A 20,456-nucleotide genomic window follows, 5' to 3' on the forward strand; every position below is an offset into this window, starting at 1 on the left:
CGGACCACGTATGCTCTGTCCTCGTTGGCCTTCACCGGCCGCGCCCGTCAGGTGCACACCGTGCACTCGCTCGGATGCGGTACGTTGGGGGAGAACCACAAAGGGTCGTAGCTCAATTGGTAGAGCACTGGTCTCCAAAACCAGCGGTTGGGGGTTCAAGTCCCTCCGGCCCTGCTACACACTCCTCACGCCAGGATGTGTGCGCATGTACGTACAGTAATGTTCCGCCGTGCGGCTCAGACCGGGCGCGGCACGGCCACGACCCGGACCGGAATCAGGTGAGGATGAATGACGGACGCCGTGGGCTCCATCGACACGCCTGATGCCCAGGACGAGGTGCCCGAGGACAAGAAGAAGACCCGCAAGGGTGGCAAGCGGGCCAAGAAGGGCCCGCTGAAGCGCCTCGCGCTCTTCTACCGGCAGATCGTCGCGGAGCTGCGTAAGGTCGTCTGGCCGACCCGCTCCCAGCTGACGACCTACACCTCGGTGGTCATCGTCTTCGTCGTCGTCATGATCGGTCTTGTCACCGTGATTGACTTCGGCCTCGACAAGGCCGCCAAGTACGTCTTCGGCTGAGCCGAAAGCGAAGGGCGCCGAGACTTGGCGCCCCTTTCGCATGTTCCACCCCCATGATCCAGGAAGAAGCAGCCACGTGTCTGACCCGAACCTGAAGGACGCCATGGAGCCTCGCGGTGAAGGTGCCGAGTCCGTGGATGACGAACTCGACATCGTCGAGGGAGCAGACTCCGAGGACGGTGTCGACGAGTTCGAGGCTGCCGAGGCCGAGGCGGGGGAGTCGGCCGAGGAAGAGGCCGTGCACGGCGAGGACGACTCCGACGACGAGGAAGCCGACGTCGAGGACTCCGAGGACGACGACGCCGAAGAGGCCGTCGAGGAGGAGACCGAGCCGGTCGACCCCGTCGAGGCCCTGCGCGCGGAACTGCGGGCCCTGCCCGGCGAGTGGTACGTCATCCACACGTACGCCGGTTACGAGAACCGCGTGAAGACCAACCTCGAACAGCGTGCCGTCTCGCTGAACGTCGAGGACTTCATCTTCCAGGCCGAGGTGCCGCAGGAAGAGGTCGCGCAGATCAAGAACGGCGAGCGCAAGACGATCCGCCAGAACAAGCTCCCCGGCTACGTCCTCGTCCGCATGGACCTGACGAACGAGTCCTGGGGCGTCGTCCGCAACACCCCCGGCGTCACCGGCTTCGTGGGCAACGCCTACGACCCGTACCCGCTGACCCTGGACGAGATCGTCAAGATGCTCGCGCCGGAGGCCGAGGAGAAGGCCGCCCGTGAGGCGGCCGAGGCCGAGGGCAAGCCGGCTCCCGCCCGCAAGGTCGAGGTCCAGGTGCTGGACTTCGAGGTCGGCGACTCGGTCACCGTCACGGACGGCCCGTTCGCCACGCTGCAGGCGACCATCAACGAGATCAACGCGGACTCGAAGAAGGTCAAGGGTCTCGTGGAGATCTTCGGCCGCGAGACGCCGGTCGAGCTGTCGTTCGACCAGATCCAGAAGAACTAGCCGGTTACCGGCTCCTTCCTGGACCACCGCTTCCGACCAGGTCAGACGGGCTGTCAAAAGCTTGTCTGACCTGCTCGGTTTTTGGCCGCGCATCCATACCCGTTATCGTTGTGCGGTATGCCTTCATCCGGGACGCGACCTGGATGGGGGCGCACTCGAATCGAAAGGACCCGGAGAGCAATGCCTCCCAAGAAGAAGAAGGTCACGGGGCTCATCAAGCTCCAGATCAACGCCGGTGCGGCGAACCCCGCCCCGCCGGTCGGCCCCGCGCTCGGTCAGCACGGCGTCAACATCATGGAGTTCTGCAAGGCCTACAACGCCGCGACCGAGTCGCAGCGTGGCTGGGTGATCCCGGTGGAGATCACGGTCTACGAGGACCGCTCCTTCACCTTCGTCACCAAGACGCCGCCGGCCGCGAAGATGATCCTCAAGGCCGCGGGTGTCGAGAAGGGCTCCGGCGAGCCGCACAAGACCAAGGTCGCCAAGATCACCGAGGCGCAGGTCCGTGAGATCGCCACGACCAAGCTCCCCGACCTGAACGCCAACGACCTGGACGCCGCGTCGAAGATCATCGCCGGCACCGCCCGTTCCATGGGCATCACGGTCGAGGGCTGAGTCCCACCTTCGTAGCATCACGCGGCGGCCGTACACGGCAGCCGCGCGTGGCAGGGCCTGCTCGGCCCGTACCACGACTCCTTACCAAGCACACACAGGAGCAGTTGTGAGCAAGCGCAGCAAGGCTCTCCGCGCTGCGGACGCCAAGGTCGACCGGGACAAGCTCTACGCCCCGCTCGAGGCCGTCCGTCTCGCCAAGGAGACCTCCACGTCCAAGTTCGACGGCACCGTCGAGGTCGCCTTCCGTCTGGGTGTCGACCCGCGCAAGGCCGACCAGATGGTCCGTGGCACCGTGAACCTCCCGCACGGCACCGGTAAGACCGCCCGGGTCCTGGTCTTCGCGACCGGTGACCGTGCCGAGGCCGCGACCGCCGCCGGCGCCGACATCGTCGGCTCCGACGAACTGATCGACGAGGTGGCGAAGGGCCGTCTGGACTTCGACGCCGTCGTCGCCACCCCGGACCTCATGGGCAAGGTCGGCCGCCTCGGCCGCGTGCTCGGTCCCCGTGGTCTCATGCCGAACCCCAAGACCGGCACCGTGACCCCCGACGTCGTGAAGGCCGTCAACGACATCAAGGGCGGCAAGATCGAGTTCCGCGTCGACAAGCACTCGAACCTGCACTTCATCATCGGCAAGACGTCGTTCGACGACACCAAGCTGGTGGAGAACTACGCCGCGGCGCTGGAGGAGATCCTCCGTCTGAAGCCGTCGGCCGCCAAGGGGCGCTACATCAAGAAGGCCGCGCTCAGCACCACGATCGGCCCCGGCATCCCGATCGACTCGAACCGCACCCGCAACCTCCTCGTCGAGGAGGACCCGGCCGCCGTCTGAGCCTGACGCTCACCGGCAGCCGCGTCGCGGTCGCACGCCCGAGGACGAGCCCCGCAGCCTTTCGAGGCTGCGGGGCTCGTGTCTTCTGCGCGGGAGCGGAAAGGCGCACGACAGCCGCCGTCCGTCGGCGCTAGTGTCCCTGTCGCCCCATAGAGGTGGGGCGTGAGGTTCCAGGGGGACGGATGAGGTTGGACGGACACGGCTCCGTACGTCGTCGTAGGGGCGTCGGCATCGCCGTCGTGGCCGCGTTGCTGGGCGGTGCCACCACGGCCTGCGGCACGGGGGCGGGGGCGCAGGCCGAGGCGAAGCCGAAGACGCCCGCGGAGGCCGAGGCGAAGCCCGCGACGCCCGCCGATGCCGTGGCCCGTGCCGCGGAGCGGACGACGGACATCGCGTCGCTGCGCTACCGGGTGTCGGGGACCCTGCCGGAGCACGGGAAGATACGGGTCGAGGCGGCCATGACCGCGCGGCCGACCGCGATGCGCATGGAACTGACCGGGTGGGGCCCGAGCGAGGACAAGGCCTTGGCGGTGCGGTTCGCCGACGGGGTGATCTACGCCGAGGGGGACGCGTCCGCCATCGGCGCCCCGGCGGACAAGAAATGGATCAGCGCCGGGCCGGCCGTGTGGGGACGCGGCGCGGCGGACAACAACACGTACCGCGTCCTGCCCGGTCCGTTGGAGGCGAGCCCGCTCGCGCAGTCCACGCTCCTCACCGGCGCGAAGAAGGTCAGCGAGGTCGGTGCCGAGACGGTCGACGGCGGCGAGGCCACGCACTACCGGGGCACGGTCACCACGAAGAGCCTGCGGGCCGCCCAGACGGCCGCCCGGGACAAGGCGACCCGGGAGATGCGGACGACGAGTCTGGACCAGTTCATGATGCTGGGCATCGAGAAGACGCTCACCGTGGACCTGTGGGTCGACGACGACGGCCGGGCCAAGCGGTACCGGCTCAGGGGCGAGACCTACGCCCTGCAGGAGGGGCGCATGGTCGACGGAGGCCCGCTCGACCTGACCGTCACCCTCCTGGACGTCGACCGGCCGGTGACCGTCGAGACCCCGGCGGCCGAGGACACGGTCGACCTCGCCGAGCGGGTGGACGGGGCCGGAGAGGGCTGAGCGGCGGCCTCCGTGAGCGGATTTGCTCGACAGGGACGCCGTCCCGTACTCTTCCGAGGAAGCCAAAGACCGCTGGTCGTTGCCGTGTGCTCACAAGAGGGCGCGGTGGCCGAAGGATCCGCTGATACGCGGACGACCCGCGCAGGTGACTGTGGAAGTTGCTCCTGGTCCGGTTCCGTCTCGTACGGGATTCGTCCGGTCGAGTCACGCCCCGAGCGCCTGCGCCGGGGCGTTTCGTTTTCTCCAGCCCCTTCTGAGCGGTCCTCATCACCCGGAAGGAGGCCGACGCTCTATGGCAAGGCCCGACAAGGCTGCCGCGGTGGCCGAGCTCACGGAGCAGTTCCGTAGCTCGAACGCCGCCGTGCTGACCGAGTACCGGGGTCTCACCGTGGCGCAGCTCAAGACGCTGCGTCGTTCACTCGGTGAGGACGCCCAGTACGCCGTGGTGAAGAACACGCTGACCAAGATTGCGGCCAACGAGGCCGGGATCTCGACGCTCGACGACCTGTTCAACGGTCCGACGGCGGTCGCCTTCATCACCGGTGACCCGGTGACGTCGGCGAAGGGTCTTCGTGACTTCGCCAAGGACAACCCGAACCTCGTCATCAAGGGCGGTGTCCTTGACGGCAAGGCGCTGTCCGCCGACGAGATCAAGAAGCTCGCGGACCTCGAGTCCCGCGAGGTTCTGCTCTCCAAGCTGGCAGGTGCCTTCAAGGGCAAGCAGTCTCAGGCTGCGCAGCTCTTCCAGGCGCTTCCCTCGAAGCTCGTCCGCACCGTGGACGCGCTCCGTGCCAAGCACGAAGAGCAGGGCGGTGCCGAGTAACTCGGCTCGCGAAATGACCGCCGCCTGAGGCAGTCCGCCTCCGGAAAGCGGTCGTAGCGGGCCGTCGTACGCCCGCCAGACATGTACATCCCGGCACCAGCCGAATTAGTGGAAGGAAAGCCATCGTGGCTCTCACCCAGGACGAACTGCTCGCCGAGTTCGAGGGCATGACCCTCATCCAGCTCTCCGAGTTCGTGAAGGCGTTCGAGGAGAAGTTCGACGTCACCGCCGCCGCGGCCGTCGCCGTCGCCGGCCCGGCCGGTCCGGCCGCCGCCGCCGAGGCTGTCGAGGAGCAGGACGAGTTCGACGTCGTCCTCACCGGCGCCGGCGAGAAGAAGATCCAGGTCATCAAGGTCGTGCGTGAGCTGACCTCGCTGGGCCTGAAGGAGGCCAAGGACCTCGTGGACGGCGCTCCGAAGCCCGTTCTCGAGAAGGTCGCCAAGGAGGCCGCCGAGAAGGCTGCCGAGTCCCTCAAGGCCGCCGGCGCCTCCGTCGAGGTCAAGTAAGGCCTCGCTGGTCCGCCAGCTCTCCTGGATCCGCGAGGATCCGTGCGGGACGGTTTCGAGACGAGTGTCAAAAACTTGTTCGAGGCTGTAACGCGAACGTACCGAAGGGCGATCACCCAACTGGGTGGTCGCCTTTCGGCGTTCCGGGACGTCGGCGGACGGCTGCCTTGCACTGTCGGTGGCGACGAGTATGGTGATCTTCGTCGTGCCTCCGCCGCCCTGGGCGACGAGCCGCGAGTGACGATCGCGGCACCCGGATCGGGCATGAGGGGCCTTGACGAACTGCACGCAGCGCGCAATTCTCAGGACGCGTCGTCACACCGATCCGAACTCCGAGGCATGGATCGACGGCGAAGAGGGCAGTATCAACGTGCGTTGAGGGCGTGGGCTTGCGTAGGTGTCAAGAACAACGAGGGTCTCAAAAAACCCGCACTGGACATCAGTGTGCCAACTGGCTACACTGACCCTTTGCGCTGCCTGTTAGCTGTCCCCTGCCCGTCACCAGGGGCATGCCCTCGCTTGAGCATCGACGAACAGATCATTCCCGACCTGGCCTTTCCGTCAGATCAGGAACAGCCTGCTCTCTTTGCGCATAAGAGGGGCCGGTACGCGCGTAGTGAGTCCGAGCCCTCGGAAGGACCCCCTCTTGGCCGCCTCGCGCAACGCCTCGACCTCGAATACGAACCCCGCCGCCAGCACTGCCCCGCTGCGCATCTCTTTTGCAAAGATCAAGGAGCCTCTCGAGGTTCCCAACCTGCTCGCGCTGCAGACCGAGAGCTTTGACTGGCTGCTCGGCAACACCGCCTGGCAGAGTCGGGTCGAGGAGGCTCTGGAGAACGGACAGGACGTCCCCACCAAGTCCGGTCTGGAGGAGATCTTCGAGGAGATCTCCCCGATCGAGGACTTCTCCGGGTCGATGTCGCTGACGTTCCGCGACCACCGTTTCGAGCCGCCGAAGAACAGCATCGACGAGTGCAAGGACCGCGACTTCACGTACGCGGCCCCGCTGTTCGTCACCGCCGAGTTCACCAACAACGAGACCGGCGAGATCAAGTCCCAGACGGTCTTCATGGGCGACTTCCCGCTCATGACCCACAAGGGCACCTTCGTCATCAACGGCACCGAGCGTGTCGTGGTGTCGCAGCTGGTCCGTTCGCCGGGTGTCTACTTCGACTCCTCCATCGACAAGACGTCCGACAAGGACATCTTCTCCGCCAAGATCATCCCGTCCCGGGGTGCCTGGCTGGAGATGGAGATCGACAAGCGCGACATGGTCGGTGTGCGCATCGACCGCAAGCGCAAGCAGTCCGTGACCGTCCTCCTCAAGGCACTCGGCTGGACCACCGAGCAGATCCTGGAGGAGTTCGGCGAGTACGAGTCCATGCGCGCCACCCTGGAGAAGGACCACACCCAGGGGCAGGACGACGCGCTGCTCGACATCTACCGCAAGCTGCGTCCGGGCGAGCCCCCCACGCGTGAGGCCGCGCAGACGCTTCTTGAGAACCTGTACTTCAACCCCAAGCGCTACGACCTCGCGAAGGTCGGCCGCTACAAGGTCAACAAGAAGCTGGGTGCGGAGGCTCCGCTCGACGCGGGCGTCCTGACCGTCGAGGACGTCATCTCGACGATCAAGTACCTGGTGAAGCTGCACGCGGGCGAGACCGAGACGGCCGCCGACAACGGCCAGACGATCGTCGTCGAGACCGACGACATCGACCACTTCGGCAACCGTCGTCTGCGCAGCGTCGGCGAACTCATCCAGAACCAGGTCCGTACGGGTCTGGCGCGTATGGAGCGTGTCGTCCGCGAGCGCATGACGACCCAGGACGTCGAGGCGATCACGCCCCAGACCCTGATCAACATCCGGCCGGTCGTCGCCTCCATCAAGGAGTTCTTCGGCACCAGCCAGCTGTCGCAGTTCATGGACCAGAACAACCCGCTGTCGGGTCTGACGCACAAGCGTCGTCTCTCGGCGCTGGGTCCCGGTGGTCTGTCCCGTGAGCGGGCCGGCTTCGAGGTCCGTGACGTGCACCCCTCGCACTACGGCCGCATGTGCCCGATCGAGACGCCCGAAGGCCCGAACATCGGTCTGATCGGCTCGCTCGCCTCCTACGGCCGCGTCAACGCGTTCGGTTTCGTGGAGACGCCGTACCGCCGGGTCACCGACGGTGTCGTCACCGACGAGGTCGACTACCTGACGGCCGACGAGGAGGACCGCTTCGTCATCGCGCAGGCCAACGCCACGCTCGACGACGACATGCGCTTCACCGAGAACCGCGTCCTGGTCCGCCGTCGTGGCGGCGAGGTCGACTACGTCCCCGGTGACGACGTCGACTACATGGACGTCTCGCCGCGCCAGATGGTGTCGGTCGCGACCGCCATGATCCCCTTCCTGGAGCACGACGACGCCAACCGTGCCCTCATGGGCGCGAACATGATGCGTCAGGCCGTGCCGCTCATCAAGAGCGAGGCCCCGCTCGTCGGCACCGGCATGGAGTACCGCTCCGCCGTCGACGCCGGCGACGTGGTCAAGGCCGAGAAGGCGGGTGTGGTCCAGGAGGTCTCCGCGGACTACATCACCACCACCAACGACGACGGCACGTACATCACGTACCGCCTGGCCAAGTTCGCCCGCTCCAACCAGGGCACCTCGGTCAACCAGAAGGTCATCGTCAACGAGGGCGACCGGATCATCGAGGGCCAGGTCCTGGCCGACGGTCCGGCCACCGAGAACGGCGAGATGGCGCTGGGCAAGAACCTGCTCGTGGCGTTCATGCCGTGGGAGGGTCACAACTACGAGGACGCGATCATCCTGTCGCAGCGCCTCGTGCAGGACGACGTCCTCTCCTCGATCCACATCGAGGAGCACGAGGTCGACGCCCGTGACACCAAGCTCGGCCCCGAGGAGATCACCCGGGACATCCCGAACGTCTCCGAGGAGGTCCTCGCCGACCTCGACGAGCGCGGCATCATCCGCATCGGCGCCGAGGTCGTCGCCGGTGACATCCTCGTCGGCAAGGTCACGCCCAAGGGCGAGACCGAGCTGACCCCCGAGGAGCGGCTGCTCCGCGCGATCTTCGGTGAGAAGGCGCGCGAGGTCCGTGACACCTCGCTGAAGGTGCCGCACGGCGAGATCGGCAAGGTCATCGGCGTCCGCGTCTTCGACCGCGAGGAGGGCGACGAGCTTCCCCCCGGTGTCAACCAGCTGGTGCGCGTGTACGTGGCGCAGAAGCGCAAGATCACCGACGGTGACAAGCTCGCCGGCCGTCACGGCAACAAGGGCGTCATCTCCAAGATCCTGCCGATCGAGGACATGCCGTTCCTGGAGGACGGCACCCCGGTCGACATCATCCTCAACCCGCTCGGCGTCCCGTCCCGAATGAACCCGGGACAGGTGCTGGAGATCCACCTCGGCTGGCTCGCCAGCCGCGGCTGGGACGTCTCCGGTCTCGGTGACGACTGGGCGAAGCGTCTGCAGGTCATCGGCGCCGACTCCGTCGCCCCCGGCACCAACGTCGCGACCCCGGTCTTCGACGGTGCCCGCGAGGACGAGCTGGCCGGCCTGCTCCAGCACACCATCCCGAACCGCGACGGCGAGCGCATGGTGCAGCCGACCGGCAAGGCGAGGATGTTCGACGGCCGCTCCGGTGAGCCGTTCCCGGACCCGATCTCCATCGGGTACATGTACATCCTCAAGCTCCACCACCTGGTCGACGACAAGCTGCACGCCCGGTCGACCGGTCCGTACTCGATGATCACCCAGCAGCCGCTGGGTGGTAAGGCCCAGTTCGGTGGCCAGCGCTTCGGTGAGATGGAGGTGTGGGCGCTGGAGGCTTATGGCGCCGCGTACGCCCTCCAGGAGCTGCTGACCATCAAGTCCGACGACGTGACCGGCCGCGTGAAGGTCTACGAGGCCATCGTCAAGGGCGAGAACATCCCCGAGCCCGGCATCCCCGAGTCCTTCAAGGTTCTCATCAAGGAGATGCAGTCCCTGTGCCTCAACGTGGAGGTGCTGTCCTCGGACGGCATGTCCATCGAGATGCGCGACACCGACGAGGACGTCTTCCGCGCTGCGGAGGAGCTTGGCATCGACCTGTCCCGGCGTGAGCCGAGCAGCGTCGAAGAGGTCTGACGGGAGTTCGGAGGCCTTCGCGATGAAGGCCTCCGGCCCCAGGACCCCCGTATCAGACCCCATGACTTACAACCCTGAGAGGGATTGACGCATAGTGCTCGACGTCAACTTCTTCGACGAGCTCCGGATCGGTCTGGCCACCGCTGACGACATCCGTCAGTGGAGCCACGGCGAGGTCAAGAAGCCCGAGACGATCAACTACCGCACGCTCAAGCCCGAAAAGGACGGACTCTTCTGCGAGAAGATCTTCGGTCCGACCCGGGACTGGGAGTGCTACTGCGGCAAGTACAAGCGCGTCCGCTTCAAGGGCATCATCTGTGAGCGCTGCGGCGTCGAGGTCACTCGCGCCAAGGTGCGCCGTGAGCGGATGGGCCACATCGAGCTGGCCGCTCCCGTCACCCACATCTGGTACTTCAAGGGCGTTCCGTCGCGGCTGGGCTACCTGCTCGACCTCGCCCCGAAGGACCTGGAGAAGGTCATCTACTTCGCGGCGTACATGATCACGTACGTCGACGAGGAGCGCCGCACCCGCGACCTGCCCTCGCTGGAGGCCCACGTCTCCGTCGAGCGTCAGCAGGTCGAGAACCGCCGGGACGCCGACCTGGAGGCCCGCGCCAAGAAGCTCGAGACCGACCTGGCCGAGCTGGAGGCCGAGGGCGCCAAGGCCGACGTGCGCCGCAAGGTGCGCGAGGGCGCCGAGCGTGAGATGAAGCAGCTGCGCGACCGTACGCAGCGCGAGATCGACCGTCTCGACGAGGTGTGGACCCGGTTCAAGAACCTCAAGGTCCAGGACCTGGAGGGCGACGAGCTTCTCTACCGCGAGCTGCGTGACCGCTTCGGCACGTACTTCGACGGCTCGATGGGTGCCGCGGCGCTGCAGAAGCGCCTGGAGTCCTTCGACCTGGACGAGGAGGCCGAGCGCCTCCGCGAGATCATCCGCACCGGCAAGGGCCAGAAGAAGACCCGTGCGCTCAAGCGCCTCAAGGTCGTCTCCGCGTTCCTGCAGACCAGCAACAGCCCCAAGGGCATGGTGCTCGACTGCGTGCCGGTCATCCCGCCGGACCTCCGCCCGATGGTGCAGCTGGACGGTGGCCGCTTCGCGACCTCCGACCTGAACGACCTGTACCGCCGTGTGATCAACCGGAACAACCGTCTGAAGCGGCTTCTCGACCTCGGCGCGCCCGAGATCATCGTGAACAACGAGAAGCGCATGCTCCAGGAGGCCGTCGACGCGCTGTTCGACAACGGCCGTCGTGGCCGTCCGGTCACCGGTCCCGGCAACCGCCCCCTGAAGTCCCTGAGCGACATGCTCAAGGGCAAGCAGGGCCGTTTCCGTCAGAACCTGCTCGGCAAGCGTGTGGACTACTCCGCGCGTTCCGTGATCGTCGTCGGTCCGCAGCTGAAGCTGCACCAGTGCGGTCTGCCGAAGGCGATGGCGCTGGAGCTGTTCAAGCCGTTCGTGATGAAGCGGCTCGTGGACCTCAACCACGCGCAGAACATCAAGAGCGCCAAGCGCATGGTCGAGCGCGGCCGCACCGTCGTGTACGACGTCCTCGAAGAGGTCATCGCCGAGCACCCGGTGCTGCTGAACCGTGCGCCCACCCTGCACCGCCTCGGCATCCAGGCCTTCGAGCCGCAGCTGGTCGAGGGCAAGGCCATCCAGATCCACCCGCTCGTCTGCACCGCGTTCAACGCGGACTTCGACGGTGACCAGATGGCCGTGCACCTGCCGCTCTCCGCGGAGGCGCAGGCCGAGGCCCGCATCCTGATGCTGTCCTCGAACAACATCCTCAAGCCCGCCGACGGCCGTCCGGTGACGATGCCGACCCAGGACATGGTCCTCGGTCTGTTCTTCCTCACCACCGACGGCGAACTGCGTGACACCAAGGGCGAGGGGCGTTCGTTCGCCTCCACGGCCGAGGCGATCATGGCGTTCGACGCCGGCGAGCTGGCGCTGCAGTCCCAGGTGGACATCCGCTTCCCGGTGGGCACCATCCCGCCGCGTGGCTGGATGCCGCCGGCGCGCGAGGAGGGCGAGCCGGAGTGGCAGCAGGGTGACAGCTTCCGTCTGAAGACCACGCTCGGTCGTGCGCTCTTCAACGAGCTGCTGCCCGAGGACTACCCGTTCGTCGACTACTCGGTGGGCAAGAAGCAGCTCTCCGAGATCGTCAACGACCTGGCCGAGCGCTACCCCAAGGTCATCGTGGCGGCGACGCTCGACAACCTGAAGGCGGCCGGCTTCTTCTGGGCGACCCGTTCCGGTGTCACCGTGGCCATCTCCGACGTCGTCGTTCCCGAGGCGAAGAAGGAGATCGTCAAGGGTTACGAGGCGCAGGACGAGAAGGTCCAGAAGCAGTACGAGCGCGGTCTGATCACCAAGGAAGAGCGCACGCAGGAGCTCATCGCGATCTGGACCAAGGCGACCAACGAGGTCGCCGAGGCGATGAACGCGAACTTCCCGAAGACGAACCCCATCTTCATGATGGTCGACTCGGGCGCCCGCGGAAACATGATGCAGATGCGTCAGATCGCCGGTATGCGTGGTCTGGTGTCGAACGCCAAGAACGAGACGATCCCGCGTCCCATCAAGGCGTCCTTCCGCGAGGGCCTGTCCGTCCTTGAGTACTTCATCTCCACGCACGGTGCCCGTAAGGGTCTGGCGGACACCGCCCTGCGTACCGCCGACTCGGGTTACCTGACCCGTCGTCTGGTGGACGTCTCGCAGGACGTCATCATCCGTGAGGAGGACTGCGGCACCGAGCGCGGTCTGAAGCTGCGGATCGCCTCGAAGGACGAGACCGGGGTCCTGCGCAAGGCCGAGGACGTCGAGACCAGCGTCTACGCCCGCATGCTCGCCGAGGACGTCGTCATCGACGGCAAGGTGATCGCGCCGGCCAACGTGGACCTGGGCGACGTGCTCATCGACCAGCTCGTGCACCACGGTGTCGAGGAGGTCAAGACCCGCTCGATCCTGACCTGTGAGTCCAAGGTCGGCACGTGTGCCATGTGCTACGGCCGCTCCCTGGCCACCGGCAAGCTGGTCGACATCGGTGAGGCGGTCGGCATCATCGCCGCCCAGTCCATCGGTGAGCCCGGTACCCAGCTGACGATGCGTACCTTCCACACCGGTGGTGTGGCCGGTGACGACATCACGCAGGGTCTGCCGCGTGTCGTCGAGCTCTTCGAGGCCCGTACGCCCAAGGGTGTCGCGCCGATCTCCGAGGCGGCCGGTCGCGTCCGCATCGAGGAGACGGAGAAGACCAAGAAGATCGTCATCACGCCGGACGACGGCAGCGACGAGACGGCGTTCCCGATCTCGAAGCGTGCCCGTCTGCTGGTGAGCGAGGGCGAGCACGTCGAGGTGGGCCAGAAGCTCACCGTGGGTGCCACCAACCCGCACGACGTGCTGCGCATCCTGGGTCAGCGTGCCGTCCAGGTCCACCTGGTCGGCGAGGTCCAGAAGGTCTACAACTCGCAGGGTGTGTCGATCCACGACAAGCACATCGAGATCATCATCCGGCAGATGCTGCGCCGCGTGACGATCATCGAGTCCGGCGACGCCGAGCTGCTGCCCGGTGAGCTGGTCGAGCGCTCGAAGTTCGAGACCGAGAACCGTCGTGTGGTCCAGGAGGGCGGTCACCCGGCCTCCGGTCGTCCGCAGCTGATGGGTATCACCAAGGCCTCGCTGGCGACGGAATCCTGGCTGTCGGCCGCCTCCTTCCAGGAGACGACCCGAGTCCTGACGGACGCGGCGATCAACGCCAAGTCCGACAGCCTCATCGGCCTCAAGGAGAACGTCATCATCGGTAAGCTCATCCCGGCCGGTACGGGTCTGTCCCGCTACCGCAACATCCGGGTCGAGCCGACCGAGGAGGCCAAGGCCGCGATGTACTCGGCCGTCGGCTACGACGACATCGACTACTCGCCGTTCGGCACGGGCTCCGGCCAGGCCGTCCCGCTGGAGGACTACGACTACGGTCCGTACAACCAGTAGGCGAGCGGTGGTAGTTGCTTGAGTTGAGGGGCGGTCACCTTCGGGTGGCCGCCCTTTGGCGTGGGTACGGGTGTTCGGTGTGGCAGAACCGCAACAGAACCGGGGCGGGGAACCCGTGCTCGGGGGCGGGCGTTGGAGCATCATGGAGGGACAACCAGTCCGGGGGAGTGTTTCTCGTGTCGAACCCGTCATGGCAGCCGATTCCGTGGCAGCAGCCGCAGGGCAATGGTCCTTCGATGCTCGCCGCACACGCCGACCGTGAGCGTGCCGTGGATGTACTGAAGGCCGGGTTCAGCGAGGGCCGCCTTCCGCAGGACGAGTACGAGAGGCGCGTCGAGAGGGCCTACAGGGCGCGCACAGTGGGGGAGCTGTCCCTTCTGGTCGCCGACCTGCCCCAGGGGCCCTCGGGGATGCAGCCGACCGTCATGGGCGCTCCGGTGCCCAGGACGTTCATGCCGGCGCCCCTGCCGCCCCCGATGACCAACGGCAAGGCCGTGGGCTCCATGGTGTGTGGCGTGCTCACCACCATGACGATGGGGCTCACCGGCATTCCCGCGGTCATTCTCGGCCACACCGCCCGCGCCGAGATCAAACGTACGGGTGAGGGCGGCGACGGCTTCGCGCTGGCCGGGATCATCCTCGGCTGGCTCTCCGTGGCCGGCTGGGCCTTCTTCCTCGTCCTCATCGCCGTTCTGGAGACGTCCGCGACCCCCTGATCCGGTACCGCGCCCGGGAGTTCGCCGGGGGCGCGGGACCGTGCCGGTCGCCGGTTCGGCCGGGCGGGCGCCCCTGCTCAAACCACCGCCCGCCCATTTGTTTTGACCGTAGCGAATGAGGTAGGTACGCTCAGACCTTGTGCCTGGGGTGTGCCCTGGCTCCCGTGCGTGCCTTCAACCGCACAGGGGGAGCCGTAAGCGGCCGCCGTACTCTGCGCCCTTTCTGCCTTGCGGCGGGAGTCTGCAGTTTCGACACACCCGACCGCGTGGGTCGGCGAATGTTTCAGGTTAGCTTCACCATTCGGCACACAGAAACCGGAGAAGTAGTGCCTACGATCCAGCAGCTGGTCCGGAAGGGCCGGCAGGACAAGGTCGAGAAGAACAAGACGCCCGCGCTCGAGGGTTCGCCCCAGCGTCGCGGCGTCTGCACGCGTGTGTTCACGACCACCCCGAAGAAGCCGAACTCGGCCCTGCGTAAGGTCGCGCGTGTGCGTCTGACCAGCGGGATCGAGGTCACCGCTTACATTCCGGGTGAGGGACACAACCTGCAGGAGCACTCCATCGTGCTCGTGCGCGGCGGCCGTGTGAAGGACCTGCCCGGTGTTCGCTACAAGATCATCCGCGGTTCGCTCGACACCCAGGGTGTCAAGAACCGCAAGCAGGCCCGCAGCCGCTACGGCGCCAAGAAGGAGAAGTAAGAATGCCTCGTAAGGGCCCCGCCCCGAAGCGCCCGGTCATCATCGACCCGGTCTACGGTTCTCCTCTTGTCACGTCGCTGATCAACAAGGTGCTGCTGAACGGCAAGCGCTCCACCGCCGAGCGCATCGTGTACGGCGCCATGGAGGGCCTGCGCGAGAAGACCAGCAACGACCCGGTCATCACGCTGAAGCGCGCCCTGGAGAACATCAAGCCGACCCTCGAGGTCAAGTCCCGCCGTGTCGGTGGTGCGACGTACCAGGTTCCGATCGAGGTCAAGCCCGGTCGTGCCAACACGCTCGCGCTGCGCTGGCTGGTCGGTTACTCCCGCGCCCGTCGCGAGAAGACCATGACCGAGCGTCTGCTCAACGAGCTTCTCGACGCGTCCAACGGCCTCGGTGCCGCTGTGAAGAAGCGCGAGGACACCCACAAGATGGCCGAGTCCAACAAGGCCTTCGCGCACTACCGCTGGTAGTCGCTACCCCCATCGAGACCGAGAGAAGACCGAAGCCTTATGGCTACCACTTCACTTGACCTGGCCAGGGTCCGCAACATCGGGATCATGGCCCACATCGACGCGGGCAAGACGACCACCACCGAGCGGATCCTCTTCTACACCGGCGTCAGCTACAAGATCGGTGAGGTCCACGACGGCGCTGCCACCATGGACTGGATGGAGCAGGAGCAGGAGCGTGGCATCACGATCACCTCTGCTGCCACCACCTGTCACTGGCCGCTCGAGGACAACGACTACACGATCAACATCATCGACACCCCGGGTCACGTCGACTTCACGGTCGAGGTGGAGCGTTCGCTCCGCGTGCTCGACGGTGCCGTCACGGTGTTCGACGGTGTCGCCGGTGTCGAGCCGCAGTCCGAGACCGTGTGGCGTCAGGCCGACCGCTACGGCGTGCCGCGCATCTGCTTCGTGAACAAGCTGGACCGTACGGGCGCGGAGTTCCACCGCTGTGTGGACATGATCTCCAGCCGCCTGGGCGCCGTCCCGCTCGTCATGCAGCTGCCGATCGGCGCCGAGATGGACTTCAAGGGCGTTGTGGACCTGGTCCGCATGAAGGCGCTCGTGTGGTCCGCCGAGGCCGCCAAGGGCGAGATGTACGACGTCGTCGACATCCCGGCCACGCACACCGAGGCTGCCGAGGAGTACCGCGGCAAGCTGGTCGAGGCCGTCGCGGAGAACGACGACGAGATCATGGAGCTGTTCCTGGAGGGCCAGGAGCCCACCGAGGAGCAGCTGTACGCCGCGATCCGTCGCATCACCATCGCGTCCGGCAAGTCCGACGGCGTCACCGTCACCCCGGTGTTCTGTGGCACCGCGTTCAAGAACAAGGGCGTCCAGCCCCTGCTCGACGCGGTCGTGCGCTACCTCCCGACCCCGCTCGACGTCGAGGCCATCGAAGGCCACGACGTCAAGGACCCCGAGGTCGTCGTCAAGCGCAAGCCGTCCGACGACGAGCCGCTGTCGGCGCTGGCGTTCAAGATCATGAGCGACCCGCACCTCGGCAAGCTCACCTTCGTCCGGATCTACTCCGGTCGCCTGGAGTCCGGCACCGCCGTGCTGAACTCCGTCAAGGGCAAGAAGGAGCGCATCGGCAAGATCTACCGTATGCACGCGAACAAGCGTGAGGAGATCGAGTCGGTGGGCGCCGGCGACATCGTCGCCGTCATGGGCCTGAAGCAGACCACCACCGGTGAGACGCTGAGCGACGACAAGCAGCCGGTGATCCTGGAGTCCATGGACTTCCCGGCGCCGGTCATCCAGGTCGCGATCGAGCCCAAGTCCAAGGGTGACCAGGAGAAGCTGGGTGTCGCCATCCAGCGTCTCGCGGAGGAGGACCCCTCCTTCCAGGTCCACTCGGACGAGGAGACCGGCCAGACCATCATCGGTGGTATGGGCGAGCTGCACCTCGAGGTGCTGGTCGACCGTATGCGCCGTGAGTTCAAGGTCGAGGCCAACGTCGGCAAGCCGCAGGTCGCCTACCGCGAGACGATCCGCAAGGCCGTCGAGCGCGTCGACTACACGCACAAGAAGCAGACTGGTGGTACCGGCCAGTTCGCCAAGGTGCAGATCGCGATCGAGCCGATCGAGGGCGGCGACGCCTCGTACGAGTTCGTGAACAAGGTCACCGGTGGCCGTATCCCGAAGGAGTACATCCCTTCGGTGGACGCCGGTGCGCAGGAGGCCATGCAGTTCGGCATCCTCGCGGGCTACGAGATGACGGGCGTCCGCGTCACGCTCATCGACGGTGGCTACCACGAGGTCGACTCCTCCGAGCTCGCCTTCAAGATCGCCGGTTCGCAGGCCTTCAAGGAGGCCGCGCGCAAGGCGTCCCCCGTGCTCCTTGAGCCGATGATGGCCGTCGAGGTCACCACGCCCGAGGACTACATGGGTGAGGTCATCGGCGACATCAACTCCCGCCGTGGTCAGATCCAGGCCATGGAGGAGCGGGCCGGTGCCCGCGTCGTGAAGGGCCTCGTGCCCCTCTCGGAGATGTTCGGCTACGTCGGAGACCTCCGCAGCAAGACCTCGGGTCGCGCAAGCTACTCGATGCAGTTCGACTCCTACGCCGAGGTTCCGCGGAACGTCGCCGAGGAGATCATCGCGAAGGCCAAGGGCGAGTAACGCTCCGCGTCCACACGCTTTAGGCTTGACTCCGGAGCCTCAGGGGGCAAACACCCGCCAACACGGGTGTTTGCCCAAGGACCCGGACTTTCCAGCAAAGATCACCTGGCGCCGATGAAGCAAGGCGTTCCAGAACCACTCCCAGGAGGACCCCCGTGGCGAAGGCGAAGTTCGAGCGGACTAAGCCGCACGTCAACATCGGCACCATCGGTCACATCGACCACGGTAAGACGACCCTCACGGCCGCCATTACCAAGGTGCTGCACGACGCGTTCCCGGACCTGAACGAGGCCTCGGCGTTCGACCAGATCGACAAGGCTCCCGAGGAGCGTCAGCGCGGTATCACCATCTCGATCGCGCACGTCGAGTACCAGACGGAGACCCGTCACTACGCCCACGTCGACTGCCCCGGTCACGCGGACTACATCAAGAACATGATCACGGGTGCGGCGCAGATGGACGGCGCCATCCTCGTTGTCGCCGCCACCGACGGCCCGATGCCGCAGACCAAGGAGCACGTGCTCCTGGCCCGCCAGGTCGGCGTTCCGTACATCGTCGTCGCCCTGAACAAGGCCGACATGGTGGACGACGAGGAGATCCTGGAGCTCGTCGAGCTCGAGGTCCGTGAGCTGCTCTCCGAGTACGAGTTCCCGGGCGACGACCTGCCGGTCGTCAAGGTCTCGGCGCTCAAGGCCCTTGAGGGCGACAAGGAGTGGGGCCAGTCCGTCCTCGACCTGATGAAGGCCGTCGACGAGAACATCCCGCAGCCCGAGCGTGACGTCGACAAGCCGTTCCTGATGCCGATCGAGGACGTCTTCACGATCACCGGTCGTGGCACCGTCGTCACCGGTCGTATCGAGCGTGGTGTCCTCAAGGTCAACGAGACCGTCGACATCGTCGGTATCAAGCAGGAGAAGACCACCACCACGGTCACCGGCATCGAGATGTTCCGCAAGCTGCTCGACGAGGGCCAGGCCGGTGAGAACGTCGGTCTGCTCCTCCGTGGCATCAAGCGCGAGGACGTCGAGCGCGGCCAGGTCATCATCAAGCCCGGTTCGGTCACGCCGCACACCGAGTTCGAGGCCCAGGCCTACATCCTGTCCAAGGACGAGGGTGGCCGCCACACGCCGTTCTTCAACAACTACCGCCCGCAGTTCTACTTCCGTACGACGGACGTGACCGGCGTGGTGACCCTCCCCGAGGGCACCGAGATGGTCATGCCCGGCGACAACACGGAGATGAAGGTTGAGCTCATTCAGCCCATCGCCATGGAAGAGGGCCTGAAGTTCGCCATCCGTGAGGGTGGCCGGACCGTGGGCGCCGGCCAGGTCATCAAGATCACGAAGTGATCTTGGCCCGCGAGGGCTGACCGGTTGGTCTTTGGAGAGGCCCGTACGACTTCGGTCGTACGGGCCTCTTCTGTTTCCCCGACGCTCTCCCCGTGACGCCTGTCCTGTGCCGCCCTTCCTGTAACGCCTTTCCCGCCCCGGTCCAAGTACAAGTGACAGCACGACCGACCACGGGAGGTACGTACCTTGGCACCGGACAGCAGAGGCCCCGGCGGTCCGCCGGGAGGCATGTACGATCCGGCGGCCTTCGAGGTCTTCTACCGCCGTCATGTCGACGCCGTCACCCGCTTCATGGCCCGGCGGGTCACCGATCCGCACACCGTCGCCGATCTCACCGCCGAGACCTTCCTCGCGGTGATCGACTCGGCCCGCGCCTACCGCGCCGACCTCGGGAGCGAGACGGCCTGGCTGTACGGCATCGCGCGCAACGTGGTCGCGGCCGAGGCGCGGCGCAGCGCGCGGCAGAGCGTGCTCGGCGGCCGGATCGCCGGGCGGCGGCTGCTGGAGGCCGACGACATCGGCCGGCTGGAGGACAAGCTCGACGCCGAGGCGGCCGGGCGCCGGGCGCTGGCCGCGCTGGAAGGGCTCCCCGAGGGCGAGCGCGCGGTCGTCGAACTCGTCGCCGTCGACCAGTTGAGCGTCACCGAGGCAGCCACGGCGTTGGGGATACGCAAGGTCACGGCGCGCGTACGGCTGCACCGGGCCCGCCGGGCGCTGCGCTCGGCGGCGGTGGGCAGTGAGCATCCGGCAGGGCTCAGCTACGCAGGGGGAGAGGCATGACCACGAGGACGACGAAGACCTTCGAGGACCGGCTGCTGGACGAGCTCCAGCGGGAGATCGCGCTGCGGGCCGAGGACGTGACCGAGCCCGACCCCGTGATCCGCCGGGCGATCACCACGCGGCGCGCGCTCGTCGCCCTCGCGGCGTGCGTCGCGGCGGCGGGGGCGGTGGTGGCGCTGCCGTCGTCGACCGGTGGGTCGCAGGCGTACGCGGTGGAGCGGAACGGGGACGGCAGTGTCACCGTCAGCATGGAGGACATTCTGCTGAGCGGCGACGACCAGAAGGAGCTGAGCGAGCGGCTGCGTGCCGAAGGCATCAGCGTGACCGTCGACAGGCCGAGGAAGGGCTATGTCTGCGCAAAGCGTCGTGGTGAGGCCTATCAGCCGGGCTGGGTGGTGGGGCCGTCGCGTGGCACCGGTGAGGTGGTGATGCCCAGCCATGCGTTCATCCTGCGCCCTGGTGACTCCCTGGTGTTCGAGTTGCCGCAATGGGAGGCGGGGGACCGTGCCGCCCCCGCCTCGACCGTGTTCGGGTACAAGGGGCGGGCCGAGCCCTGCCGGGAAGTGCCCTGGGACGGGAGCGGTGTCCGCAGGGACTCCTTCGAGGAGAAGTAGCCCGGGGTGGCCCGCACGGCGGCGACCGTGCGGGCCACCCCGGGGTTTCGGCGCTTCGAAACTATTCGGCGCGTTCGACCCGTTGTCCCCTCGCCTCACTCCCTTCACCATT

General features: G+C 66.7%; 16 protein-coding genes and 1 tRNA gene. All 17 read left to right on the top strand.

Annotated features, from left to right (window positions below):
* Positions 1-101: 101 nt before the first annotated feature.
* The 17 genes from H4687_RS27420 (at position 102) to H4687_RS27500 (ending at position 20,344) form a co-directional block, all read left to right on the top strand.
* Positions 102-174 (top strand) — tRNA-Trp (locus tag H4687_RS27420).
* Between the two features lie 114 nt (positions 175-288).
* Positions 289-576, top strand: coding sequence for a preprotein translocase subunit SecE (secE, locus tag H4687_RS27425; protein WP_005481294.1), 288 nt, complete (start codon positions 289-291; stop codon positions 574-576).
* A 76-nt stretch (positions 577-652) separates the two neighbouring features.
* A complete protein-coding gene (nusG, locus tag H4687_RS27430) occupies positions 653-1,528 on the top strand; it encodes a transcription termination/antitermination protein NusG (RefSeq protein ID WP_046913800.1) in 876 nt (291 codons plus the stop codon).
* Between the two features lie 180 nt (positions 1,529-1,708).
* Positions 1,709-2,143, top strand: coding sequence for a 50S ribosomal protein L11 (gene rplK, locus H4687_RS27435; RefSeq protein ID WP_005481290.1), 435 nt, complete (start codon positions 1,709-1,711; stop codon positions 2,141-2,143).
* A 106-nt stretch (positions 2,144-2,249) separates the two neighbouring features.
* Positions 2,250-2,975 carry a 50S ribosomal protein L1 gene (gene rplA / locus H4687_RS27440; RefSeq protein WP_005481289.1) on the top strand — a complete coding sequence of 242 codons (726 nt, stop codon included), beginning with the start codon at positions 2,250-2,252 and terminating at the stop codon, positions 2,973-2,975.
* A gap of 182 nt (positions 2,976-3,157) precedes the next feature.
* Positions 3,158-4,093 carry a hypothetical protein gene (locus tag H4687_RS27445; protein ID WP_078907581.1) on the top strand — a complete coding sequence of 312 codons (936 nt, stop codon included), beginning with the start codon at positions 3,158-3,160 and terminating at the stop codon, positions 4,091-4,093.
* A gap of 292 nt (positions 4,094-4,385) precedes the next feature.
* Positions 4,386-4,916 (top strand): 50S ribosomal protein L10, encoded by a 531-nt coding sequence (gene rplJ, locus H4687_RS27450; RefSeq protein ID WP_046913801.1) that lies wholly within the window; start codon positions 4,386-4,388, stop codon positions 4,914-4,916.
* Between the two features lie 122 nt (positions 4,917-5,038).
* On the top strand, positions 5,039-5,422 hold the full coding sequence (rplL, locus tag H4687_RS27455) for a 50S ribosomal protein L7/L12 (protein WP_086016332.1): 384 nt from the start codon (positions 5,039-5,041) through the stop codon (positions 5,420-5,422).
* A gap of 646 nt (positions 5,423-6,068) precedes the next feature.
* The gene (rpoB, locus tag H4687_RS27460) at positions 6,069-9,554 is read left to right on the top strand and encodes a DNA-directed RNA polymerase subunit beta (protein ID WP_046913802.1); all 3,486 of its coding nucleotides are present in this window, start codon (positions 6,069-6,071) and stop codon (positions 9,552-9,554) included.
* Between the two features lie 94 nt (positions 9,555-9,648).
* Complete coding sequence (locus tag H4687_RS27465) at positions 9,649-13,548, top strand: DNA-directed RNA polymerase subunit beta' (protein ID WP_046913803.1); 3,900 nt, start codon at positions 9,649-9,651, stop codon at positions 13,546-13,548.
* Positions 13,549-13,784: 236 nt separating this feature from the next.
* Positions 13,785-14,264: a DUF1707 and DUF4190 domain-containing protein gene (locus H4687_RS27470; protein WP_005481266.1), complete on the top strand. Its 480-nt coding sequence runs from the start codon at positions 13,785-13,787 to the stop codon at positions 14,262-14,264.
* 326 nt (positions 14,265-14,590) lie between these two features.
* A complete protein-coding gene (gene rpsL / locus H4687_RS27475; RefSeq protein ID WP_003948652.1) occupies positions 14,591-14,962 on the top strand; it encodes a 30S ribosomal protein S12 in 372 nt (123 codons plus the stop codon).
* A gap of 2 nt (positions 14,963-14,964) precedes the next feature.
* Positions 14,965-15,435, top strand: coding sequence for a 30S ribosomal protein S7 (gene rpsG, locus H4687_RS27480; RefSeq protein WP_005481264.1), 471 nt, complete (start codon positions 14,965-14,967; stop codon positions 15,433-15,435).
* A 39-nt stretch (positions 15,436-15,474) separates the two neighbouring features.
* Positions 15,475-17,601: an elongation factor G gene (gene fusA, locus H4687_RS27485; RefSeq protein WP_046913804.1), complete on the top strand. Its 2,127-nt coding sequence runs from the start codon at positions 15,475-15,477 to the stop codon at positions 17,599-17,601.
* A gap of 155 nt (positions 17,602-17,756) precedes the next feature.
* Positions 17,757-18,950, top strand: a complete 1,194-nt coding sequence (gene tuf, locus H4687_RS27490; protein WP_005481261.1) for an elongation factor Tu — start codon at positions 17,757-17,759, stop codon at positions 18,948-18,950.
* Between the two features lie 228 nt (positions 18,951-19,178).
* Positions 19,179-19,730, top strand: a complete 552-nt coding sequence (locus tag H4687_RS27495; protein ID WP_046913805.1) for an RNA polymerase sigma factor — start codon at positions 19,179-19,181, stop codon at positions 19,728-19,730.
* Positions 19,727-20,344, top strand: a complete 618-nt coding sequence (locus tag H4687_RS27500; RefSeq protein ID WP_046913806.1) for a hypothetical protein — start codon at positions 19,727-19,729, stop codon at positions 20,342-20,344. Before H4687_RS27495 ends, H4687_RS27500 begins: the two co-directional genes overlap by 4 nt.
* Positions 20,345-20,456: the final 112 nt, after the last annotated feature.

The sequence above is a fragment of the Streptomyces stelliscabiei genome (assembly GCF_014873495.1).
Classification (GTDB): Bacteria; Actinomycetota; Actinomycetes; order Streptomycetales; family Streptomycetaceae; genus Streptomyces; species Streptomyces bottropensis.